Genomic DNA, 23,870 nt, shown 5'->3' on the forward strand with positions numbered 1-23,870 from the left:
TAATTCTCCTTATCCTTTTGGCTTAAAAATTAAAGCTCCTATCATGCCGAAAACAATGGAAGCTGTAATACCAGAACTAGTTACTTCAAACATTCCTGTCAGTACACCAACTAACCCATGTTTTTCTGCTTCCTGCATCGCACCATGAACAAGAGAATTCCCAAAATTTGTAATCGGAACGGTAGCCCCTGCCCCAGCAAAATCAATCAAAGGCTCGTATAGTCCAAATCCATCTAAAAGCGCCCCAATCACTACAAGAGCACTTAAGGTATGACCTGGTGTCAATTTAAATACATCAAACATAATTTGCCCAATGATACAAATTAAACCGCCTACGACAAAAGCCCAAAAATAGATCATGTTAATTGTTCACCTCCGTATTCAATTGACACTGCATGGGCGATACAAGGAATTGTTTCATTTTGCTGAAAGGACAACGGTGAAAGCAAAGCACCTGTAGCCACAACTAACATGCGTTTAAATTCACCATTTTTCATGCGGTTTAATAAATGCCCATAAACTACCGTTGCTGAACAGCCTGCACCGCTTGCCCCTGCAAGAACGGGTTGTCCTTCCCGATAAATCATAAGGCCACAATCTTGGTATTGTTCTTCACTAATAGGAGTTCCATGCTTTTTAAATAGATCCATGGACACTTCCTGTCCGATTTGGCCAAGGTCACCGGTTACAATTAAATCGTAATAAGATGGCTCAACATTTCGTTCCTTTAAATGGGCTTCAATGGTATCAACCGCAGCTGGCGCCATAGCTCCTCCCATGTTAAATGGATCTGTCAATCCCATATCGATTACACGACCAATTGTGGCAGATGTGACATGAGGTCCTTCCCCAGAATCACTTAATAGGGCTGCACCTGCACCAGTAACCGTCCATTGTGCCGTAGGTGGCTTTTGTCCACCATACTCAGTTGGATACCGAAATTGTTTTTCAACAGCTGTATCATGACTGGAAGCTCCTGTTAACAAATATTTCGCTCCTTTTGTATTTACAATATAAGCACCTAGAGCCAGTCCTTCCATCGAGGTAGAGCAAGCACCGAATAAGCCAAAATAAGGCGCTCCAATCGTTCTGCTAGCGAAACTAGTCGGGGTAATCTGGTTGATTAGGTCTCCTGCGAGGATGAACTGAACCTGTTCCTTTTGGATTCCCCCTTTTTCCATGGCTTTTTGGCAAGCCTCTTCAAAAAGGATTTTATGTGCTTTCTCATAGGAATCCTGCCCAAGCCATAAATCAGCATGAAGAGTATCGAAATCATCTGGGATAGCACCATTGGCTTCAAATGGTCCACCAACGGTTCCAGTGGAGATAATGACAGGCTTTTGTTCGAAGATCCATGTACGATGACCTGCAAGCATTATAAACCACCCCATCTGATTAAAATTGTTTTAATTAAGGCAATGACAAAAGCAGAAAATACACCGAATAAAATAACCGATCCCGCCAATTTAAATATATTGCCGCCTACGCCCAGCACAAATCCTTCGGTTCGATGCTCAATGGCAGGCGATATAACCGCATTGCCAAAACCTGTTACAGGTACAGCTGTTCCAGCCCCACCAAATTGGGCCATTCGATCATATACGCCAAAACCAGTAAGAAGCATTGTAATAAAAATTAACGTACCCACCGTCGGATTTCCGGCCGTTTGCTCAGTAAAATCGAAATAATAAATGTAAAAGTCTGAAATAAGCTGACCAATCAAACAAATAAGTCCACCGGTTAAAAAGGCCTTAATACAATTTTTAACAACCGGTCTTTTGATCTCTCGTTGTTTTTGCAATTTTTGATATTCCTGTTGCACAGGAGTAAGTTGTTTCTTTTGATTGTTAGACATAACTCGATCCTTCCTCTTTAGGTTTGTTCCTTCATAAGACTTTTCAGTTTGTTCAAATCATTTTTTAAGTTCTTCTTATTCATATCGTTTTTTTTCAGTCTTTGCTCGACCTTTTCAAGTTCCCAGAATATTTTTTTATCAGTCGAAACAAAAACTTTATAGTCGGGATATTTTTTTTCTAAGTCGGATTTTACTGACTTCTCGATACTCTTTAATCGAAATCGATCAAAATTCTCAACTTTAATCGCTGCCATAAGCTCTTTATCAGTATTCACAGCTTTTACGTCTGTAATATCTTCCTTGGCAATTATCTTTTCTTTCGCATGATTGGCAACGGATTGATCAATTGGCTTACTTGTATGTACTTGTGAAATACCAAAAGTACTATTACCTTGAATAAATTCATTTTGATTACCATTACATCCTGATGCGAAACCAATGACCATTATAATAAAAAGTAGGTTTTTCAATGTGGTTATTTTATCTTTCAAAAAAATCACCTCCATGTTTTTCCATTATTTGAACAGCTGAAAAAAGGTTGGTTAAGAGGCCAACCTTTTTTCGCCTTACTAATTACTGTTGTTTGTATTGAGGTTCTTCTTGTTCGATTTGTTGAACACGTGGTTCAATGCTGTCTACAACGGATTGGGTTTGCTTAGCTGCATCTTGGTAAAGTTGCTTAGCTTGTTGATTATCTGTACTAAGAGCAAATGTTTCAAAACTTGCTTGAGCACTTTTCAATCCTGCTAGAGCTGTTTTAACGTCATTTATTACTGTCATGATAATTTCCTCCTTCTTGAATTTTTTTTACTCTTTTATTTTGCTTTATGGAGAATTTTTTATTCAATGATTTTTGGGAAATTTAAATCTAAATTATTTTTGACGTATAGCTCCATTTTTTCGATAATAACCCCTTTTCCATATCCCCATCATTTCTTCTATTTCTCGTTGACAGCAATAGCTCTTATAACTTTTCATTAAAGGAGACTTTAAATAATGGTAAGCATTTGATTAAAGGGATTCCTTGGGCAGGTTGTTTCCTTTGATGGGGTATACAGGCAGAGCAGACTTTACCGTGAACTGTATGCTCAATGGGCGTGTAGCGTTGATTGTGGATGGTACACCGGCTGCGTTGATTGCGCCTGCCAATTTATTTTTGCTTGTGAAAGCACCCGAAGATATCCACTTTACTGCTTTGGCAGCTACATTTGGTCAAACGCTTCGTTTACTTGGCTTGTCCGTATCGCTACTGCTTCCTGCATTTTTTGTTGCCATTCTTTCCTATCATCAAGATCAGCTGCCCTATTATCTACTTGCCACTTTGGGGATTAACCGGTTGGGAATTCCTTTTGATGTGGCAGTTGAAATGTTTATTGCACTTCTCTTCTTAGAAATCCTGCGGGAAGCTGGTATCCGATTGCCTTCTGCGGTCGGCTCCACGGTAACGGTTGTAGGAGGACTTATCCTGGGGGATGCGGCCATTCGTGCTGGATTCTTATCCCCAGGTATCGTTGTCATCGGAGCAATTACACAAATCTTTGGTTCAACTTTATCGAGCCTATCATTGGCTGGAACGATTAGTACCTTACGCTTTTTTCTTTTCATTCTGTCTGCCACGCTTGGCATTTATGGCTTCTTTCTTGGATTATTTATTGTGCTCAGCCATTTAGCCTCATTGCGTTCATGCGGCTTGCCTTACTTGGCCCCAATATCACCTCCATTTAAAGACTTGGCCAACGCTTTGTTTCGATTACCTTGGCCATGGCGAAACACTCGACCGGACATGTTGAAGACACGAGATTCTACAAGGCAAGGGGACAGGCATAAATGAGGAGATATAAAAGTATGGTTGCACTTTTCCTTCTTCTCACCCTTACCGGTTGCTGGAGCAGATATGAAGTGCAAAACATGAACTATGCTACGGCTGTTGGAATAGACTATGTCGATGGCCAATACACCATGTATTTGCAATTGCTTGATTTCTCGACAGTGGCCAAGCTGGAGGGACAGCAAAAAGCGGAGCAGCCCCCGGTTTGGGTGGGCAAAGGCGAAGGTTCCTCGTTTACGGAGGCGGCAAATGATTTGTACAGTACATCACAACAACGCTTAAACTTGGGACAAATCTCTGCCATTTTGTTCAGCGAGAGATTGATGAAGGAAAACAAAGTCGGAGAAGTGCTGGAATTGATCAACCGTTATCGTGAAATAAGGTACTTGGCCTGGCTGTTTAGCACAAGAGAGCCTCCTGAAGAAATCTTGCTGGCAACCCCATTTTTTAGATTTTCGCCAAATGCATAAAAATAGTTGTTTACTTTTATGCGTTCAAACAGTTGATTTATCAACCTTATGGTAAAAGCAAACGATTTGTCGGTTCCATTAATTCTTCTAGCTGAGTGGCGCTAAACGCTCCGTCAATGTGAAGATCATCTAATTTATTCTTTACATCTTGAACAATCTTAGGATCAACAATGTCACGCATGTAAAGAATTGCAACGGTTGTTTTCGTGCGAACGCCTACTTTTTTCGTTTCATAAACCATGCTGGTTGATTTGATTCGTTTCCGAATTAACGCCACATTGACTCCCACTTCTTCCACAAATCCATCCTTTGGCCCCCGTACCGAAAGCATTCGCATCATCTGTACGTTCTTTCAAGCTGCGCGTAATATCTGCTGTTCTACTCATTTTAATTTGCAGGCCTTCATAATGGTTTTCCAAGAGATTTCGGATGCTATGGGAAATATTTAAGGTAATTTCTTTTTCCTGCATCCCATTGCCAATAGCTCCTTGGGTCCATTCTCCCGTGACCAGGATCTAAATATAATTTAAACATTTTACACCACCTCGTACAAATAAAATATGATTGAAGAGTAACGGAGGTATAGGAATTCGTCTGAGATACATATAAAAATAGGTGATGATAGGCATTACATTTCATTGAATCAGATGATTTATTTTAAAGCTAAGAAATTTTCCAAATACGAGACCATATGTATGAGCAGCAATTAATGTTCCATATTTTTCGTGGGTCAGGCAAACTATTGTTCATCTAGACAGTAGGCTGATTGATTATTGATGCTTCTTTCTTAACAAAACACCTAAGTGATTCTCTGTGCATATACTGTATCATTACTACAGGATTATGATTAAATACAACTCAATCCATACATAAAATAATCAAGGAGAGGTTAATTTTGAAAATTCCAAAGACAGCCAAAGTTAGTATCCCCTTTCCATCCGTATGGGGGATTGATGCTTCTATTGCGGGGAGATCCATTATTAGAGGTATACTTACCATTGATTCCATTGTAGACAACAAAGTAGTAGGTACAGTTAATTTTCGTGGTATACGTATTCCGATTAATGGGTATTGGGACGAAAGCGCTAAACAAATAAGTTTCGATTCACCATATGCCTCCTTTTTTGGCAACTTGACAATAATTGATGAGACCGCTATAAGCATTCGGCATTTCATTTTAAGTGGACGGTTTATAATGAAACCTCCCTCTTTGCTGGCTGGTGAATACGGAAATTGGATTGCTACAACCTTTACAACCCGTTTGGGACCTCCCATATATACTAATGTTTTACCACCTGCTGGTGCCTTTTCAGTCTCAAGTATGCTCTTGGGACAGCAATTGTTTTAATTAGACCATGACTTTATAAAAACAACCTTCCTTTGTGACTAAGGTTGTTTTTTAAAAGTGTTCTCGAAAAATACAGCCTTGCTTTAAATCTGAGTTTAGCGTATATCTCCGTTAAAATGTACTCGGAACCCTTTGATGATCGTGCCTAGTTAGATAAACAAATATTGATACTTCCTTATAGAAATAGCCTGCTTGGCTAGGTACGTTGTTTCACAATCCCCGGAAATTTTTAATATAAGTAATGAATGCTTATTTTTTTCCTTCCGATAGCTTTCTATATAAAGAAGCTCTAGATACATTTGTAATTTCACAAATTTGATTTACAGTCATATTTCCTTCTTTATATAGCTTTACTGCATAATTCATTCCTGCGTGATTTTTATGATATTTCTTTAACCGTCCTTTAAACTTCCCTTCTTTCTTTGCGAGCTCAATTCCTTCACGCTGACGCATACGAATAAGGTCTCGCTCTAATTGGTTAACACCAGCCATTACCGTAATTAAGAATTGGCTATATGGATTATCTTCTGATAAATCTAGCCATGTATCCTTAAGTGATTTTAAGCTTGCCTTTTTATTTCGTATTAAATCAATCAATTCAAATAAATCTTGCGTACTTCGAGTGATCCGAGTTAAATCTGTAACATAAATAATGTCACCTTCCTGTAAATCCTCTAACATTTTTTGAAGTTGTTCACGATCTTTTGTGGCTCCTGAAATTTTTTCTTCATAAATAATATCCATTCCAATTTCGTTCAATTGCCGAAATTGCCTTGAAGGATTTTGGCTAGTCGAACTGACGCGTACATAACCGATTTTCTGCAAAATTTCACCTCGTTTTTGAGACAAGTCTTATGAGACACTCTTAACTATGATTTTATCAGTCTACTATACTTGTATCAATAGAGTACACTCTATTGATATATAATTGAACTAATTAACTGAATAATTATGGAAATGGGATGATACTGAATGAAAATTGCGAGAGGTAGAGAATTGCTTACACTGGAACAGAGGCAGGATTTTATGCAAATCCCTGAAGATGAATGGATATTGGGGACCTACTTCACTTTTTCCAAACGGGATTTAGAAATAGTTAATAAGCGAAGGAGAGAAGAAAACCGTTTAGGGTTTGCTGTTCAATTAGCTGTTCTTCGGTATCCCGGTTGGCCATACACTCATATCAAAAGCATCCCGGAATCAGTCATACATTATATATCGAAACAAATCGGCGCCACTCCATCTTCGATTAGTCTTTATCCTCAAAGAGAAAATACACTTTGGGATCATTTGAAAGAACTTCGAAGTGAATACGACTTTGTAACTTTTACTCTAAGAGAATATCGAATAGCATTTAAGCATCTTCATCAATTAGCTTTTGAAAATGGCGATGCCATACATCTACTACATGAATGTATAGATTTTCTAAGAAAAAACAAAATCATACTGCCTGCTATTACTACACTTGGTGTGGGAGGCAAGGGCAATGGCTGAAAAGAAACTGTTTAATACTGTTAGTCAATCTCTTACAAATGAACAAAAAGGAAAGCTTGAAGAGATCATTACTTCGCAGCATCCATCCGAATCCAATAAAACGATATTGGGTTGGTTAAAGGAACCGCCGGGTCATCCTTCACCCGAAACATTTCTAAAAGTAATAGAACGACTCGAATACATACGAGGAATGGAATTAGAAACGGTACAAATTAGTCATTTGCATCGCAATCGCCTGTTTCAACTATCTCGCTTAGGCTCAAGATATGAGCCATATGCATTCCGTGACTTTCAAGAAAATAAGCGATATTCGATATTAACCGTCTATTTATTACATCTTACTCAAGAGTTAACGGATAAAGCTTTTGAAATTCATGATAGACAAATACTTAGTCTGTTATCAAAAGGCCGTAAGGCTCAAGAGGAAATTCAGAAACAAAACGGTAAAAAGCTGAATGAGAAAGTTATACACTTTACGAACATCGGACAAGCTTTAATCAAAGCAAAAAAGGAAAAATTAGACGTTTTTGAGGTTTTAGAATCCGTTATCGAATGGAATTCTTTTGTCTCTTCGGTCGAAGAAGCTCAGGAGCTTGCACGCCCTGACGACTATGATTATTTAGACTTACTGCAAAAACGATTTTATTCACTTAGAAAATATACGCCAACGCTATTAAGGGTATTGGAATTTCATTCTACAAAAGCAAATGAGCCACTTTTACAAGCTGTTGAGATTATCCGTGGAATGAACGAATCCGGAAAGCGAAAAGTGCCTGATAACTCACCTGTGGATTTTATTTCAAAACGTTGGAAAAAGCATTTATACGAGGATGATGGTACAACAATCAATCGTCATTACTATGAAATGGCTGTTTTAACAGAACTTCGGGAGCATGTTAGGGCAGGAGATGTTTCCATTGTTGGCAGCAGACAATATAGAGACTTTGAAGAATATTTGTTTTCAGAAGATACATGGAATCAAACGAAGGAGAATACAAGATTATCAGTTAGTTTATCATTCGAGGATTATATGACGGAGAGAACCAGCAGCCTTAACAAAAGGTTAAAGTGGTTAGCTACCAATTCCAACAAGTTAGACGGGGTTTCTCTTGAAAAAGGAAAGCTGTCAATTGAACGCTTAGAAAAAGATGTTCCAGAAGAAGCAAAAAAATTTAGCGCAAGCCTGTATCAGATGCTACCAAGAATAAAATTAACCGATTTACTGATGGATATTGCTTATATAACAGGATTTCATGAGCAATTTATTCATGCTTCCAATAATCGAAAACCGGATAAAGAAGAAACAATTATTATTATGGCTGCTCTTTTAGGAATGGGAATGAATATTGGTTTAAGCAAAATGGCTGAAGCAACACCCGGACTTACATATAAGCAATTGGCCAATGTATCACAATGGCGCATGTATGAAGATGCAATGAATAAAGCCCAAGCCGTATTAGTAAATTTTCATCACAAATTGCAATTGTCCTCCTATTGGGGAGACGGTACAACATCCTCGTCCGATGGTATGAGAATGCAGATAGGCGTTTCATCGCTACATGCAGATGCAAACCCACATTATGGAACTGGAAAAGGAGCCACCATCTATCGTTTTACAAGTGATCAATTTTCTTCTTATTACACAAAGATTATTCATACTAATTCAAGGGATGCGATTCATGTTTTGGATGGTTTGTTACACCATGAGACGGATCTAAATATAGTAGAGTATTATACAGACACGGCTGGTTACACAGACCAAATATTCGGACTGACCCATTTATTAGGATTTAAATTTGCTCCAAGAATACGAGATTTATCAGACTCGAAATTATTTACAATAGATAAGGCAAGTGAGTATCCAAAATTAGAAGTCATTTTACGTGGACAAATAAATACAAAGGTCATTAAAGAGAATTATGAGGATGTTTTGCGATTAGCTCATTCTATAAGGGAAGGAACAGTTTCAGCATCCCTTATTATGGGGAAATTAGGTTCTTATTCAAGACAAAACAGCTTGGCTACAGCCTTACGTGAGATGGGCCGAATAGAAAAAACGATCTTTATTTTGAATTATATTTCGGATGAATCATTAAGAAGAAAAATACAAAAAGGATTGAATAAAGGAGAAGCCATGAATGGACTGGCAAGAGCCATTTTCTTCGGAAAACAAGGAGAGCTTAGGGAACGAACCATACAGCATCAATTGCAAAGAGCCAGTGCCTTAAACATCATTATCAATGCCATCAGTATCTGGAATACTTTACATCTAACAAAGGCAGTTGAATATCAAAAACGGTCAGGTAGTTTTAATGAAGAATTATTGCACCATATGTCACCTCTAGGTTGGGAACATATTAATTTACTTGGAGAATACCATTTTAATTCGGAGAAAATGGTCTCGTTAGATTCTTTAAGACCCTTGAAACTTTCTTAACGTTGTTAAAACTGGGGGAATAGTCGGGGAAATGGGCTTAGCGTTGTAAATCCGCATTTTCCTGACTGTACCCCTTTATGGGCGCCCCCGCCTTGATATTCCTGATAGAGTCCCGTTGTGGCGCCTTCCCATTTCATCGGCTCGGTCTTATCACTGTGTTCTTCCTTTATGCCGGCCTCGATAAAATGGAGGTTGGCCGCGATTTGGCCGTCATTTATCAGTTCCGCCCAGTACGTTTGATAGCGCTCTGTCTTTTTGATGACTGCTTCTCTGACGGCTTCCGGGACGTTGTCGGCTGTTGCGTTTGTTGGCTGCGGCGGCAGTGCGTCAAGCTTTCTGTACGCGTCTGCGATAATGACGTCACTGATTTCTAAACCGCGCTTTTCCATCGCTTTTGCCGCCTCGAATGCCGTATTGCCGCCTGCCGAATATCCGAAGAGGATATAAGGGCCTTCCGGCTGGATTTCCAGCATTTTATCAATGTATTGTTCCATTCTGCTGTCTTCTTCAATAAAGTTAAAACCGTACACAGCAGCCCGTCCGTTTAATGCCGCCGCAAGATCTTTAAAGAAAATGCCGAAACCTGAGATAGGCGGAAAACAGAAAAGATTGCGGCCTTTCGGCTGGTTCAGTCTGCTGATATGCTGCTCTGCAGCTTCTGACAGTGTGTTTGAATACAGCTTTTCAGCCAATTGTTCAATTGTCGGATATTCAAATATCATTTCAATCGGCACATCCATCTGCTGCCTGGTCTTCAGCTGATGAATCACTTGCAATGCTTTCAATGAATGGCCGCCCAGCTCAAAGAAGTCATCCTGTATGCCCAGCTCCCCGCAGCCGAGGATCGGCGTCCAGATGTCGATCAGCTCACGCTCTACCCAGTTTCGTGGCGGAACGGCTTTTGATGACGTTTTTTTCCGTTCTGGCGCAGGCAGCCCGCGGCGGTCCACTTTGCCGTTTGCGGTAAGCGGCATACGGTCAAGCTTCATCACATACTGAGGAATCATATAGTCGGGAAGCGACCTGGCCAACAGGGATCGAATGGCTCTTTCTTCAACATGCGCGCCCGTATAATACGCACAAAGGATTGCTTCTTGTCCTTCGTCTGACACGATGACTGCCGCTTCCCTGATTCCATCAATTTCAGTCAAGCGCGCTTCGATTTCGGCCGGCTCAATCCGCTTCCCGCGAATCTTGAATTGGCGGTCGATACGGCTGATGTATCCGATGCTTCCATCAGGCAGCCAGTGTGCCAAATCGCCTGTTTTGTAGATCTTTTCTTCAGGATGAACCGGGTGGCTGACAAATGCTTCACTTGTTAAGTCAGGCCTGTTTAAATAGCCTTTGGCAACCCCGTCACCGCCGACACAAAGCTCACCGGGCACGCCGATCGGCGCAAGTCCGCCATTTTTATCAATGATATACGCGGTTGAATTGCTGATCGGTTTTCCGATTGGGATTGGCTGAGAAAAATCGTACCTGATTTCGTAAAAGGTAGAAAATGTCGTATTTTCTGTCGGTCCGTATATGTTATAAAGGCTGAGATTCGGACAGCGGTGTCTGACCTTATTGATGAGCGCCGGGGACAATGCTTCTCCGCCGACATATAAGGTGTACAATCCGGAAAACATCTCCGGATCTGTCTGGGCAAACTGGTTAAAGAGCGCCGTCGTCAAAAACAAAATCGTAATCCGGTTGGAAGAAAGATAATTGCCGAACCTCTCAGGGGCAAGCATTGTCGAGCGGTCAACCACATGAAGACAGGCCCCGTTCAAAAGCGCTCCGAAGATTTCAAACGTCACTGCGTCGAAACCGATGGACCCTGTCAGAATGAGACGGTCCGTCATGCCGGCCGACGTGTAATTGCTGTTTGACACGAGCGATACGACGTTTCGGTTGGAAATCATCACGCCCTTCGGTTTTCCTGTTGAACCGGATGTATACATAATATAGGCAAGGTCATCAGGTGCTGTATCGGTATTCAGTTTTCCCGCATCAGCGGTTTGTTTCTCTGCGGCAGCCGGGATAGAGATGATGTGAGAAAAGTCAAAGTCAGTCTCAATCCCTTTTTGCACCGTTAACAGCTGTGCTCCGCTCTCAGTGAGCATATCGGCGATCCTGTCGGTTGGCAGTTCTGCATCAAGAGGAAGGTACGTCCCTCCCGCTTTCAATACAGCGAGAACAGCGATGATAAATTCCGGTGAGCGTTCGGCCAGAATCCCGGCAATTCCCTTTGGCGCCAAACCGTTTTCCAGCAGGGTGCGGGCGAATGCAGTTGACCGTTCATCGAGCTCCCGGTACGTCATCGTCAGCCCGCCGGCGTGAAGCGCCTGATGGTCCGGGGTTTTCTTCACCTGTCGGCTGAATAGGCTGATGATGCTTTCGTCTCTTTCATAAGTTGTTTTCGTGTCATTAAATTCGCCGATTATTCTTGATTTTTCCTTTTGTCCGAGCATCGGAAGCCGATCAGCGGGAACATCGGGATTGAAGGCGGCGCCGCGCAGAGCTTCTTCCAAGTGTCCTTTTACGCTCTCTATCCATACTTCGTCATAAACGTTCGCATTGTAGCTGAATTTGATGAGCAGCTCATCGCCGGGCGCTATGATGAGGTTAAAATCGTAGCCCGATTGTTCCGACACGTTGACATTCCCGATCCGGAACGGTGCATCCGATTCCTTTTCCGCGTCTTTCATCTGCTGCTGAACCGGATAATTTTCAAACACGATGATATGGTCGATTAAATCCTGTTTCAGCTCAGTCTGAGATTGGATGTCAGCAAGCGGATGGTAGCTGAACGCCTCTGAATCAAGCATTTCTTTCTGGCAGCGGCCCAGCAGTTCTCTAAAGCTTTCATCACCCGTTTTAATGCGTACCGGCACGGTATTGATAAACAGCCCGATCATGCTTTCCACGCCGTCAATGACGGAAGGCCGCCCTGATACGACGGCGCCGAATACGGCATCGTCCGTCCGGTTGTAGCGCTGCAGCATCAGGCCCCATACAGTCTGCATAAGAACCGCGAGCGTAGCGCCCTCTTCTTTGGCGATGGTTTTCAGCCTGTCTGTCAGATTTTGATCTAAAGAAAACAGCAGCTCTTTCTTACGGTAGCCTTTTTCCTGAGGACGGGCCGATATTTTCGGGAGTCCTGAGGGTGTCTCGCAGCCTGCTAAATATCCTTTCCAATACTCAGAAGCCGCGTCTTTGTCCTGATCAGTCAGCCATGTAATATAAGTGCTGTAAGGCTTTGCGGGCGCCAGTGTGACGGGTGAGCCTGATTCAATCGCCCGGTACATATGCATGAATTCCTGAAGGACGATGCCGAGGCACCAGCCGTCCATAAGGATGTGATGGTGGCTCCAGACGCATACATATTCCTCGTCTGCCGTTTTAAACAAAGAAACACGCATCAGCATATCCTTTTGCAAGTCAAAGCCTTTTAAGCGGTCACGTTCCTTAAATCGCTGTAAATAGACGCTCTGTTCCGCTTTGTCCAAATGTGTAAGATCTTCGCGGTGCAGCCGGAATTCCCTCTCACGCAGCACAACTTGGCGGGGGCCGTTCAGCTGAGCGACATGAGGTAAAAAAACCGTTCTGAAAATATCGTGGCGGCTGATGACAGACTGTACGCTTTGCTCAAACAATTCCGGACGAAGCCGGCCTTTTATGGTGAAGACGGATTGCTCGATATATGCAGCCCCCTCCTTTTGCAGAAAGGAATGAAAAAGCATTCCTTCCTGCATTCGGCTGAGGGGATAAATGTTTTGGATATTTTTCGTTTTGTCCATGTGTTCCTCCCGCTCGGTTTAGTGGAAGCTGAGTAAGTCGGCAATGTCCTGCAATGCTTCCTCAGTCAGCTCCCGATCATCAAAGTCACTGACGGTCTTCTCCGTATCAGTTTTGCTGAGGCAGTGTTCCGAGCAGCTTTCGGACAGCCGTTCGATCGTATCTTGCCGGAAGCGCTCCGTTTCATAGGAAATGCTGACGGTCATCCGGCCTTTTGCCGCAATCGCGCTGATTTCAAGTGACTGCTCCCGTTTCCATGTATCTGTCACATCATCTCCGCCTCCCAAAGGAGAAAACTGAAACGCGTCAGGCTGTTCCGTTTCTGCCGGATTCCCGCCGGGCGCATCGAATTGTCCGAGATAATTAAAGCTGATCTCCGGTGCTTTCCCGAAAGTCATCCCGGCAAGCTCCGGCGGTGTCAAATATTTGAGGACGCCGTATCCGTTCCCTTTATCCGGAATGCGCCGCAATGTGTCTTTGACGGTTTTCAATGTGCGAATTTCATATTCTTCATGAGGTTCATAAACTCCGCTCCGGAAAAGCACCGGGTAAATGGAAGTGAACCACCCCACCGTCCTGCTGATGTCCGCACCTGCCTGCTCCGATTGGCGTCCGTGTCCTTCAAGGGCGATTTTCAACGCGTGCCGCGGCGACCACTTTTGAACGGCAAGCACGGCGGAAGCCAAAAGCACATCTTGCGTATCCGTATTGTAGGCGCTGTGCACATCTTTCAACAGGGCGTCCGTTTCACTTTCTGTCAGAGTGAAGGATACCGTGTTCCGTTTTTTTGCAGGAGTTTGAGATAAATCTGCCTGCTCGTAAGGAAGACTTTCTGTTTCATAGTGTTCAATCTCCCGCCAATACTCCGCCTGCTGAAGAAGCTGTCTGCTTTCGGCATAATCGGCCAGCTGCTCCGTATATGTTTTGAATGACATGGTTTTCGGAGGGAGTTTGATTTCCTGCCCAGAGAAGGCCTGCTCATAAACAGAAGCCAAGTCTTCCAATAAAATCCGCCATGATATCCCGTCGACAGCGAGATGATGGACCGTCAGAAACAAGTAATCTTCTGCTTCAGAACGGAATAGCCCCGCCTGTACAAGCGGCCCGTTCTCTAAATCCATGTTTCTCTGAAGCTCTGCGACGCGGCGTTTTACAAAACGTTCCTTCTCATGCTCATCGCCTTCCATTTCTAATATGGTCAGGCTGTAAAGCTGCTCATCTGCGAGGTCAGCCGGTCTGTTGAAGAGGAGAAGACCTTTCTCTTCGTCTTTTTTGCAGACAAGGCGCAAGGAATCATGATGAACGGTAATGGCTTTTAACGTTTTCCTCAGGGCCTCTTCATCTATTGAATTTGTTCTCGTCAGCATGACGGACTGGTTAAAATGGTTTGCTTCCTTCATGTCTTGTGTGAAGAACCATTTGTGGACCGGCGACCACTTCACTTCTCCTTCTGCAGGAGCTTGGCTGACCGGCTGCCGCTCTGTACGGACATAAGGCGCCAGCTCTCTAATTGTCGGCCGGCTGAAAATATCTTTTACGGCGATTTGTTTTCCTGCCTGATGTAATCGGGCTGATACTTGCAGGGCTTTGATGGAATCGCCGCCCAGTTCAAAAAATGATTGATCCGCGGCAATGTTTTCAGTCCCGAGCACTTCGCTCCAAATCGCGGAAAGCTCTTTTTCCATGTCGCTTTCAGGCTCGGTAAATGCCCGTCCGGTGTGCGCTTTTTTCCGCGGCTCAGGAAGCGCGCGGCGGTCAAGCTTCCCGTTCGGTGTGACAGGCAGGGCTTCAAGTGTTTCAAAGAACGCCGGCACCATATAAGCGGGCATTTCATTTCTGAGCGCCTGCTGCACGGTTTCACTTTCCGTTCCTTCTTCTGTCACGATATAAGCGCATAGTTCCGTTTGGCCTGCTGATGCGGGCAGAGCGGTGACGGCTGCTTCTTTGACACCTTTTATGCCTGTTAAGGCGGATTCAATTTCTTTCAGTTCCACCCGGTAGCCTCTGATTTTGACTTGCTCGTCCATTCGGCCGATATATTGCAGCGTGCCGTCCGGCAGCCATTTTGCCAGGTCGCCCGTGCGGTACATGCGCCGGTTCTTCCGGAACGGGTCTTGGACAAAGGCTTGAGCCGTTTGCTTAGGAAGATTGCGGTACCCTCTTGCAAGGCCGGAACCCGAAATGCAAAGTTCTCCCGTTACACCGATCGGCTGCGGGTGATCCCCGTTTAAAATATAAACGTGTGAATGCTCAATCGGACGGCCGATCGTAATGTTCTCACTTTGTTCTATATGTCTTGCCGCTGTAGTGGCGACGCTGTTTTCCGTCGGTCCGTACTCATTGGCAAGCTCAGTGTGTGGACAAACTGATAAACTGCGGCTGATAACGTTTTGGTCGACGGCTTCTCCCGCTAATGTGACAATCCGGAGAGACTCGGCATCACCCGGCTCCAGTACGTCAAGCAGTGTGCGATACAGCACGGGAACAATGATCATGTGAGTGATGCGGTAAGATGCAAGATAGTGTTTAATAGCAAGAATATCTCTTGCTTCATCTTCGGCTAAAACGGCCGCTTTCGCACCGGAAACCAGCGGTGTGAACATACTTGTTACAAAACCGTCAAATGAAAATGAAAAGAGCTGAAGAATCGTATCTTTCTCATTCAGATCATAAAATCCGCTCCGCCATTGAAGGGTTTGGCTGACGGAACGATGTTCGACCATAACCCCTTTCGGCCTGCCTGTCGTCCCGGACGTGTAAATGAGTAAGCCAAATCTTCCGGTGCTGATAATGACTGAACCGGTGATGCGTCTTGTTCTTGGATATCCTCCAGTGCGAGCACTTCACCTTTAAAATGATCAGGCACTTGATCTATTGCGCCGTGTACGGTAAGGAGAAGCGCTGTGCCGCTGTCTGAGATGATATATTGCTTGCGTTCCTCCGGATATTCAGGATCTATCGGGACGTAGGCGCCCCCGGCTTTCAAAACCCCGAAGACTGCCGCGACTTGTTCCGGTGATCTTGGTATCACAATGCCGACGGCGGCATCCGGTCCGATCTGCCGTTTTTGCAGAGCTCTGGCGATTTTATTCGACCATTCATCTAATTCTTTATATGTGATTAAAGTTTCCCCGCTGATAAGGGCTGCCGCATCCGGTGTTTTTCGCGCCTGGGTGATGAACAGTTCATGAACTGTTTTTTCAGGCAGCTGTTGATCCGCCATGCCGTTAAAGTCCGAAAGAATCCGGTTCCGTTCCGGAGCAGTCAGCATGCTGATCGCTTGTATAGAAGTTTCCGGTTCACGGACAATGTGTTCAAGCATCGTCATAAAGTGGGAAGCCCAGCGCTGCATCGTTTCTTTCCGGAATAATGACGCCGCATATTCAAACAGAAAATGAATCTGTCCCCCGCCTTCAGAAGCCTGCAAAGTGACATCAAATTTGGAAACCGGACGGGACACGTCCGCAGGCTGAATATGCAAACCGTCCAACAGCAGTTCCTCATGCTCCATATTCTGAACGACAAGCATGGCGTCAAACAGCGGATTGCGGCTTGTGTCCCGCTGCACGCCGAGCCGTTCCACAAGCTCTTCAAACGGGTAGTCCTGATGCTCATACGCTTCAAGCGCGGCCTGGCGGACTTCCGCCAAATAATCGGTAAACCGTTTGTCTCCTTTCGGCTCCGTTCTGATGGCCAGCGTGTTGACGAACATGCCGAGAATCGGTTCAAGGTCTTTGTGCGGACGCCCGGCAATCGGCGAGCCGACGATGATGTCTTCCTGACCGCTCAATCTCGCGAGTAACGCATTGTACGCGGCGAGAAGCACCATATACAAAGTGGAGCCGTGATCCCGGGCGATGCGGTGAAGGCCGGATGCGGTTTCAGCGTCAAGCGTGCACGATACGCTGCCGCCCGCAAAGCTTCTGACAGCCGGACGGGGCTTGTCAGCCGGAAGCTCAAGCACCGGAAGCTCTCCTTCTAGCCGCTTCAGCCAATACGCTTCCTGCTTCTGATATCCTTCTTTCTCCTGAAACGACCGCTGCCAGACGGCATAGTCTTTATATTGAAGGCGCATCGGCGCAAGCGAACGGCCTGCGTACAGCTCGCCGAATTCTTTAATCAAGGTGTTGACGGACACACCGTCAGAAATAATATGATGCATATCCGTTAATAAAAGATGACGTTCGTCTGATTCTTTCACGAGGGCCGCACGGAAGAGCGGCGCTTCCTCCAGACAAAACGGCCGGACGAATGCGTCAGCTGACTCGGCCTCATCCAGCTGAAACGGTACGCTGTCATGGAAGCGCTGCACCGGTTCGCCGTCAGGCCCCGTTTCAAAGGACGTTCTGAGCGACTCATGCCGCTCCACAAGCTGCCGGAACGTCTCCTCCAGCCGGCCGCGGTCAAGCGGGCCCGTCAGTTCCAGCACAGCCGGCATATTGTAGCCGACACCGCCGTCTTCAAGCTGCTGGAGCACATACATCCGTTTCTGCGCCGAAGACACCGGATAGGTGTCCTGTTTTTGCGCAGGCTGAATCGATTCATACGGGCTCTCTTCCAAGTCCTGAATAACCGAAGCGAGCTCTTCCACCGTCGGCCGGGCGAAGATGTCCTGTAACGGCACCTGAACACCGAACTCTTTGGCGATGCGGGAGACGAGAGCCGTCGCTTTTAACGAATGGCCGCCCCGCTCAAAAAAGTGATCCCGGATGCCGACGGGGCCGTTTTTCAGCACCTCTTCCCAAAGGGCGCAAAGCTTCATTTCCGTGACGTTCCGCGGGGCGGTGTACGCCTGTCTGTCTGCCGCTCCGCCGGGAGCCGGCAGCGCGCGGCGGTCAAGTTTTCCGTTCGGCGTGACCGGCCACTCGGTCATCTTTATGAACTGAGCCGGCATCATGTAGGCCGGAAGCGTGCCGCAAGCTCCGCCCGCACGTCATCGCTTTCCCGTCCTTCGATATAGGCATAAAGCGCGGTTTCGCCGTGTTCGGTCCGGGCGGTGACCGCCGCCTCACGAATGCCGTCGATGCGCCGGATCGCCGCTTCGATTTCCCCCGGTTCAATCCGGTAGCCGCGGACTTTCACCTGTCCGTCTGAACGTCCGAGCCATTCAACAAGGCCGTCTTCTGTCCAGCGTGCGATATCTCCCGTCTGATACATGCGTTCTCCCGGATAAAACGGATCATCGAGAAAACGCTCCTCCGTCAGCTCAGGCCGGTTCAGATAGCCGCGGGCCACCCCTGTCCCCGCGATGTACAGCTCTCCTGCCACGCCCGCAGGCTGGATGGTTCCTCCGCTATCTAATACATACAGACGGGCACCAGGAACGGGTTTACCAATCGGAAGCCTTGTCCGTCCGCTGTCCCGTTTTCGGTCACAGACGTAAAACGCCGCATCAACCGTCGCTTCCGTCGGCCCGTAGCCGTGAATGAGCACGGTCTCCGGCAGAAGATCGGCAAACCGGGCAGCCGTAAGCGGGGAAAGAGCTTCCCCTCCGGCAAACACGCGTGTCAGTGTTCTGCCGAGGCGTGTTCTTGTTTCTGCAGGCTCTGTTTCCAGCGCGTCTAAAAAGCTGTTGACCATCGCCGGAATAAAATGCGCGGTCGTCACCTTTTCAGAAGAAAAAGCTTCAATCATCCGCACAGGATCTTTCTCCCATCCGGCAGGAAGCAGATACACGGAGGCGCCGGACATCGTCCACCAAAACAATTGCCAGATGGAAGCATCGAAAGAAAAGGATGATTTCAGCACGATAATATCCTCTTCCGTCAACGGGAACTGCCCTTGCATCCCTGATAAAAAGGCGGCGGCCTGACGGTGTTCAACAGCCACTCCCTTCGGTGTTCCCGTCGAACCGGACGTATAAATGATATAAGCGAGCGAATCAGCATCCGCTTCTTCAGAGACATCCCCTGTCTCCGTCTCACTTGTCAGAGAAGAAAGAGACACTTCTAGCGTTTCTCCGGAAAAACCGGAAAGGGATAACCCCGGCTGTGCAAGCAGAAGGCAGGCGCCGGAGTCGTCGAGCATATAGCGCAGCCTGTCCTCAGGATACTCCGGGTCAAGCGGCACATAGGCGCCGCCCGCTTTTAACACGGCAAGCACAGAAACCACCATCTCCGGCGAGCGTTCGGCGAGTACGCCGACCATGCTTTCTTTGCGGACGCCTTTTTGGCGGAGCCGAACAGCGAGCCTGTCTGTGTACTGATCGAGCTCAGCGTACGTCAGCATGCCGCCCGGAAAACGGAGCGCCGGACGATGCGGCGAAAGCGCGGCGCGGCGGGTGAACAGCCCGTGAAGCGTCGGAGCCGGCGGTTCAACCGCTTCTGTACGGTTAAACGCAGTTAACACCCGTTTCTTTTCATTTTCATCCGCCATATCAATATGCCGAATCAGCTGGTTTGGATTTCTAACGGCATTTTCAACGATCGTCAGCAAATGAGTTTGAATTCGTTTAATCGATGTTTTAGTAAATAAAGCGGATTGATAATCAAAATTCAGCTCAATCAATCCCGTATCTGTCCGCTCCTTAATTAAAATGGACAGCTCATTTGCCGTATGTCCGCTGAAAAACATCGCCGTTTCATAATCGAAACCTTCTGCCTGACGCCACGCGAGAGGCTGGTATTGCATCGAAATCCCGATGATATTTTGCAGGTCGTGATGAGTCTGCCTTAATTCATTCACAAAAAGATTGTAAGGATATTTCTGGTGCCGCATAACAGACAGCTGCTCTTTTCCTACGCTGCGGACAAAGGACAGGAACTCCGCATCAGGATCTGCCGTCATTCTGATCGGCAGTGTGCTGACGAACATGCCGAGCATATCCTTTTCGAGCCTGGAGCCCCGGTTTCCGTAATAAGTGCCGATGGCAATATCCTTTTTAGCCGTCAGACGGCTGATGCATATGTATAACGAAGCCATAAACAGAGAGATGATGCTGATATTATTTTCTTTGCAAAAACGCCGGATAGATTGTTCTAAGGAGTGAGAAAGAGTGATTGTATCTCTGGAAGCCGCAGTGCTTTGTCTAAGATGAGAGGTTCGTTCCGCCAGTGAAAGGTGTTCCGGAACGGTTCGGTATGTTTCAGTCCAAAATGAACGGTCTTTTTGAAAACGGGAAGACTGTAAGTATTGCTGTTCTTTTTCCATGTAGCTGAGATAGGAAGGTCTGTGATGTTCAGTTAAATCCTCGCCCCGCATGATCTTTTGGTAGATATCAATGAGCTGGTTGCCGAGAAGGTTGAGCGAGATGCCGTCCATGATAATATGGTGAAATTTTGAATAAAGCCAAACTTCTTCGTCTGACATGACAAGCAGAGTAAAGTGATACAGAGGTGAATGAAACAGCTTGAACGGAACACGGGTCTGCGTGTCAATCCATGCGTCCCGCTCTGCCTGATCAGTATGAGTAAAATCAACAGTCTCTAGAGAAATCGGCCGATGCCCCGCCAGATACAGCTGGGGTTCTGATCCGTCCCCTTCTGTCAGTTGAAACCTGAGCGAATCATTTTGCGAGATAGAAAAATCTAAAGCATGGCGCAGTACGTCAAAATCGATGTCCCCCCTGAATTTGACGCATGCCGCGAGATTGCAGATACTTGTGCCCGGTTCGAGCAGCTCCGTAAACCACACTCTTCTTTGGGCGTGAGTTAAAGAATAAACAGTGTTCTTCAATGGAATCCCTCCGCTTCAATTTAAGAGGATAAGAAAGTGAAATAATTACAATTAAATTTCGACAGCATATGACTAAATCATCCATATAAGCATTATTTTAAAACATATTTTAGAAATCACAATAAAAAATTAAATTTTCTCTAACATTTTTTAGAATATAGTATATATTCCTCACTTCATTTCTTCATTTCTATAATCTTTATACCATGTAAAACGGTATGTATGCACACTGTAAACTGGTTCTTAAACACTATAATAAGGAATAAAATGTATAATTAATTGCGCTTTTAAAAAGGTTTTGCCTCCTGAAAAGAAGTTTTATGTTAAAAAATGAAAAATCGGTGAACAAGTAAGAAAGTAGCATGTAAAAAAAAGGAAGGATATTGCCGATATTACTTTTTGAAAAGATTGATTCATAATCGCAATATAATGTTTTACAGACATCGAAAAAAGCCGAATCCTCTAAGGATTCGGCCCTTCTTATTGATTTGCCAGCACGACTGCGATTTTGTCTTCAATGTCTTTTCCGTCATCTTCGTCAAGCAGCCCGTTTTGAAGCACGGAAAAAATAAGCGTATCTCCTGTTTTTGTGTCTGCATAGCCGGCAATCGAACTGACTGATGTTAGTGACCCGGTTTTCGCTTTAATTTTGCCCTCCGCCGGGGTGCCCTTCAGCCGGTTCCGAAGGGTTCCTCCCGTCATTCTGTCACTTGCGCCGGCGACAGGGAGCGACCGAAGGAAAGCCGGGTACCACTTTTCTTTCTGAACCGCATACAAAAGCTCTCCGATTTGGCCGGCGGATACGCCGTTAATATGAGAAACGCCGGATCCGTCTCTTGCAATCAATTCATCCGGATTCAGCCCGAACGATTTAAGCTCCGATTTCATCACGTCCAAGCCCTTTTCCCAGCTGCCCTCCCCTTTTTTCACTTTTCCCATTTCCTTGATCAGAATTTCGGCGTGCCCGTTGTTGCTCAGTTTCATAAACGGAATCAATAATTCTGAAAGAGGCATGGATGTCCGTGATGTGACAAGTTGGGTGCGGTGCGGCATTCGCCCTGTTCTGATTTTCCCTTTTACAGTTATACCCTGTTTAGTAAGCGCTTGTTTCCATAAATCTAAAGCATAGGACGACGGATCCCACACCGCCGCCCATTCTCTTGCCTGTGCCGAGCCGACAGGTATGGTTCCCTTTATCGTAATCACATTGCCACCGTGCTCCCGTTCAACCGTCAATTCTTTCTTTTCATCAGAAGCGACGGTTTTCACTTCATTTTTCACACGAACGACGTCCGTATGGGGAGAAATCGAAATGCGCGGCTTTTTACCGGGCTGTTTTGCCGGGCTGATTTCCGCAATCACCGTTCCGGTATCATAATCCTCATTTGGGGAAGCGGTAAGAGCTGATACTTGCGCACCATAATATTGGCCTTCATCGCTCCACGGAAGATCAACTGAATACCTGGTATCGTCATACCACGAGTCATCCCCGACCAGATCTCCTTTAATGACATGGATGCCTCTGGCTTTGACCTGTTTAGCCATCTTCTCAAAATCAGAAACCAATAGGGTCGGATCGCCTTTTCCCCTGAGATAAAGGTTTCCGCGCAGCTGTTTTCCTTTCACGGCGCCGTCTGCCCGTACTTCTGTCTTAAAGGTGTAATCTTCTCCGAGAACGGAAAGCGCCGCAGATGCCGTCAGCAGCTTCATCAGTGATGCAGGCCTCAGCCGCATATCTTCCCGGCTGCCGAACAGCACCTCCCCTGTTTTTGCTGACCGGACACTGACGCCCGCTGAAGCCCCCTTTAAAGCAGGTTCTTCATCCAGAATGTGTTCCAGCTCTTTTTGCAAAGTATTTTTTTGATCAGCCGCCTTAGCCGCATCATCAATATAAGGAACTGCGGCAATGATCAAAAGCAGAATCACCGCGCTCAAGCGTTTCACATATGTTTTCAATGTTATCCCGCCTCTTTCCTATTCTTCGTCATGCAAAATGGTGATCCTGGATGACGCAGCCGCTTCTTCGCCCGGTTTCAGAATCTGAAGCCCTGTCAGTGATGCAGGCTGATTCAGATTAAATGCATCTGTAACGGAAGTATAAGGCTCAAGACTGACAAACCCCTGCTTTCCGTCACCGTTATATACCACCCAATGCTTGAAAGACGTGTCTGCCTGATACAAAACGGATAATTTCTCATCCGGATGATAAATAACAGCTTCGTTATTGCCGCCGTTCCGTCCGGAAGAAAGAAAAACATCGTCAAACTGTTTATTTTTCAAAGAGATCCCATGATGGAACGCTTCTTTATCAGGCACATCCAATAAACGGCCCGTCGGCACGAAACGTTCATTTAATTCCCACATGCGGTCAGCCGTCAGAAAAAGACGGGATCGCTCTTCATTGAAAACAAATGTGGAATGATAGCCGAGCCCCCAAGGAAAAGCCTCCGTTCCCTTGTTGGTAATCAGCGCCCGCTGCGTAAACACATTGTCTTTTAATGTATAGGTCATCCGGACAATGACATCGTGCGGAAATTGTTTATGAACACGGGGAATCTTTGAAAGATCAATTTCTGTTTCGACTGTCATTCCATCCCCCTCTTCTTTCGCTGCCGCCACTTTCCAATGCTGATTGTGAAGAAAGCCGTGAATATGATTATGTTTATCCTCTTCGTTTATCTCGAATTGATACGCGCGGCCGTCAAAACGAAACGTCCCGTCCGTAATCCGGTTCGGCGGGAATAAAACGGGAATGCCGTACAGCATCGGTTTTGCGCGGAATTGCTCCGCAGTTTCCGGTTCTCTGAGAAGCCGCATACCGGTTCTTTTATCCCGAAGCGATATGACATTTGATCCCCACTCCGGCACAATGATGCATTCAGCCTGATCAGTCTCCGCTTTTATGGCTGAAACCCCTAAATAAGTCGTATGTTCAATCGTCATAAGCACCTGCCCTTTCCTTGTTTTCTAGCATGTATAGG

General features: G+C 45.6%; 14 protein-coding genes and 2 pseudogenes. 4 read left to right on the forward strand and 12 right to left on the reverse strand.

Annotated elements, in window-relative coordinates; all coding sequences use genetic code 11:
- Positions 1–9: 9 nt before the first annotated feature.
- The 5 genes from spoVAE to NYE50_RS11275 form a co-directional block, all read right to left on the reverse strand.
- Positions 10–360 carry a stage V sporulation protein AE gene (gene spoVAE, locus NYE50_RS11255; RefSeq protein WP_041345364.1) on the reverse strand — a complete coding sequence of 117 codons (351 nt, stop codon included), beginning with the start codon at positions 358–360 and terminating at the stop codon, positions 10–12.
- Positions 357–1,376, reverse strand: coding sequence for a stage V sporulation protein AD (gene spoVAD / locus NYE50_RS11260; protein ID WP_159354243.1), 1,020 nt, complete (start codon positions 1,374–1,376; stop codon positions 357–359). Before spoVAD ends, spoVAE begins: the two co-directional genes overlap by 4 nt.
- Positions 1,376–1,855 carry a stage V sporulation protein AC gene (gene spoVAC, locus NYE50_RS11265; protein WP_159354479.1) on the reverse strand — a complete coding sequence of 160 codons (480 nt, stop codon included), beginning with the start codon at positions 1,853–1,855 and terminating at the stop codon, positions 1,376–1,378. Before spoVAC ends, spoVAD begins: the two co-directional genes overlap by 1 nt.
- Before the next feature lie 17 nt (positions 1,856–1,872).
- Entirely contained in the window at positions 1,873–2,346 is a 474-nt protein-coding gene (locus tag NYE50_RS11270; RefSeq protein WP_009336487.1) for a YhcN/YlaJ family sporulation lipoprotein, read from the reverse strand.
- Positions 2,347–2,428: 82 nt separating this feature from the next.
- Positions 2,429–2,635, reverse strand: coding sequence for a DUF1657 domain-containing protein (locus tag NYE50_RS11275; RefSeq protein ID WP_013352384.1), 207 nt, complete (start codon positions 2,633–2,635; stop codon positions 2,429–2,431).
- Positions 2,636–2,897: 262 nt separating this feature from the next.
- Between NYE50_RS11275 and NYE50_RS11280 the strand changes: the two genes are divergently transcribed.
- Positions 2,898–3,686 carry a spore germination protein gene (locus tag NYE50_RS11280; protein WP_256076137.1) on the forward strand — a complete coding sequence of 263 codons (789 nt, stop codon included), beginning with the start codon at positions 2,898–2,900 and terminating at the stop codon, positions 3,684–3,686.
- Between the two features lie 14 nt (positions 3,687–3,700).
- On the forward strand, positions 3,701–4,153 hold the full coding sequence (locus NYE50_RS11285) for a Ger(x)C family spore germination protein (RefSeq protein ID WP_060965122.1): 453 nt from the start codon (positions 3,701–3,703) through the stop codon (positions 4,151–4,153).
- 46 nt (positions 4,154–4,199) lie between these two features.
- Here NYE50_RS11285 and NYE50_RS11290 read toward each other — a convergent pair whose 3' ends face one another.
- Positions 4,200–4,451, reverse strand: coding sequence for a spore germination protein (locus NYE50_RS11290; protein ID WP_224989054.1), 252 nt, complete (start codon positions 4,449–4,451; stop codon positions 4,200–4,202).
- On the reverse strand, positions 4,384–4,623 hold the full coding sequence (locus tag NYE50_RS11295; RefSeq protein WP_236563904.1) for an N-acetylmuramoyl-L-alanine amidase: 240 nt from the start codon (positions 4,621–4,623) through the stop codon (positions 4,384–4,386). Before NYE50_RS11295 ends, NYE50_RS11290 begins: the two co-directional genes overlap by 68 nt.
- A gap of 425 nt (positions 4,624–5,048) precedes the next feature.
- Between NYE50_RS11295 and NYE50_RS11300 the strand changes: the two genes are divergently transcribed.
- Positions 5,049–5,501, forward strand: a complete 453-nt coding sequence (locus tag NYE50_RS11300) for a hypothetical protein (protein ID WP_159354478.1) — start codon at positions 5,049–5,051, stop codon at positions 5,499–5,501.
- 249 nt (positions 5,502–5,750) lie between these two features.
- Here NYE50_RS11300 and NYE50_RS11305 read toward each other — a convergent pair whose 3' ends face one another.
- A complete protein-coding gene (locus NYE50_RS11305) occupies positions 5,751–6,326 on the reverse strand; it encodes a recombinase family protein (protein ID WP_001169292.1) in 576 nt (191 codons plus the stop codon).
- A 147-nt stretch (positions 6,327–6,473) separates the two neighbouring features.
- Between NYE50_RS11305 and NYE50_RS11310 the strand changes: the two are divergent.
- Positions 6,474–9,432, forward strand: a pseudogene (locus tag NYE50_RS11310) (Tn3 family transposase).
- 5 nt (positions 9,433–9,437) lie between these two features.
- Here NYE50_RS11310 and NYE50_RS11315 read toward each other — a convergent pair.
- The 4 genes and pseudogenes from NYE50_RS11315 to NYE50_RS11330 form a co-directional block, all read right to left on the reverse strand.
- The gene (locus NYE50_RS11315; RefSeq protein WP_224988964.1) at positions 9,438–13,217 is read right to left on the reverse strand and encodes a non-ribosomal peptide synthetase; all 3,780 of its coding nucleotides are present in this window, start codon (positions 13,215–13,217) and stop codon (positions 9,438–9,440) included.
- A gap of 18 nt (positions 13,218–13,235) precedes the next feature.
- A pseudogene (locus NYE50_RS11320) lies at positions 13,236–20,889 on the reverse strand (amino acid adenylation domain-containing protein).
- A gap of 480 nt (positions 20,890–21,369) precedes the next feature.
- Positions 21,370–22,845 (reverse strand): D-alanyl-D-alanine carboxypeptidase/D-alanyl-D-alanine endopeptidase, encoded by a 1,476-nt coding sequence (dacB, locus tag NYE50_RS11325; protein ID WP_095060664.1) that lies wholly within the window; start codon positions 22,843–22,845, stop codon positions 21,370–21,372.
- A gap of 18 nt (positions 22,846–22,863) precedes the next feature.
- A complete protein-coding gene (locus tag NYE50_RS11330) occupies positions 22,864–23,832 on the reverse strand; it encodes an aldose 1-epimerase (protein ID WP_159354244.1) in 969 nt (322 codons plus the stop codon).
- Positions 23,833–23,870: the final 38 nt, after the last annotated feature.

This window comes from Bacillus sp. EU55 (assembly GCF_038005925.1).
Taxonomy (GTDB): domain Bacteria; phylum Bacillota; class Bacilli; order Bacillales; family Bacillaceae; genus Bacillus; species Bacillus velezensis.

What these genes read in the sequence shown, in the direction of transcription:
- spoVAE (WP_041345364.1), bottom strand. Translation starts at nt 360, where the DNA reads ATGATCTATTTTTGGGCTTTTGTCGTAGGCGGTTTAATTTGTATCATT.
- spoVAD (WP_159354243.1), bottom strand. Translation starts at nt 1,376, where the DNA reads ATGCTTGCAGGTCATCGTACATGGATCTTCGAACAAAAGCCTGTCATT.
- spoVAC (WP_159354479.1), bottom strand. Translation starts at nt 1,855, where the DNA reads ATGTCTAACAATCAAAAGAAACAACTTACTCCTGTGCAACAGGAATAT.
- NYE50_RS11275 (WP_013352384.1), bottom strand. Translation starts at nt 2,635, where the DNA reads ATGACAGTAATAAATGACGTTAAAACAGCTCTAGCAGGATTGAAAAGT.
- NYE50_RS11285 (WP_060965122.1), top strand. Translation starts at nt 3,701, where the DNA reads ATGGTTGCACTTTTCCTTCTTCTCACCCTTACCGGTTGCTGGAGCAGA.
- NYE50_RS11295 (WP_236563904.1), bottom strand. Translation starts at nt 4,623, where the DNA reads ATGCAGGAAAAAGAAATTACCTTAAATATTTCCCATAGCATCCGAAAT.
- NYE50_RS11315 (WP_224988964.1), bottom strand. Translation starts at nt 13,217, where the DNA reads ATGGACAAAACGAAAAATATCCAAAACATTTATCCCCTCAGCCGAATG.
- NYE50_RS11330 (WP_159354244.1), bottom strand. Translation starts at nt 23,832, where the DNA reads ATGACGATTGAACATACGACTTATTTAGGGGTTTCAGCCATAAAAGCG.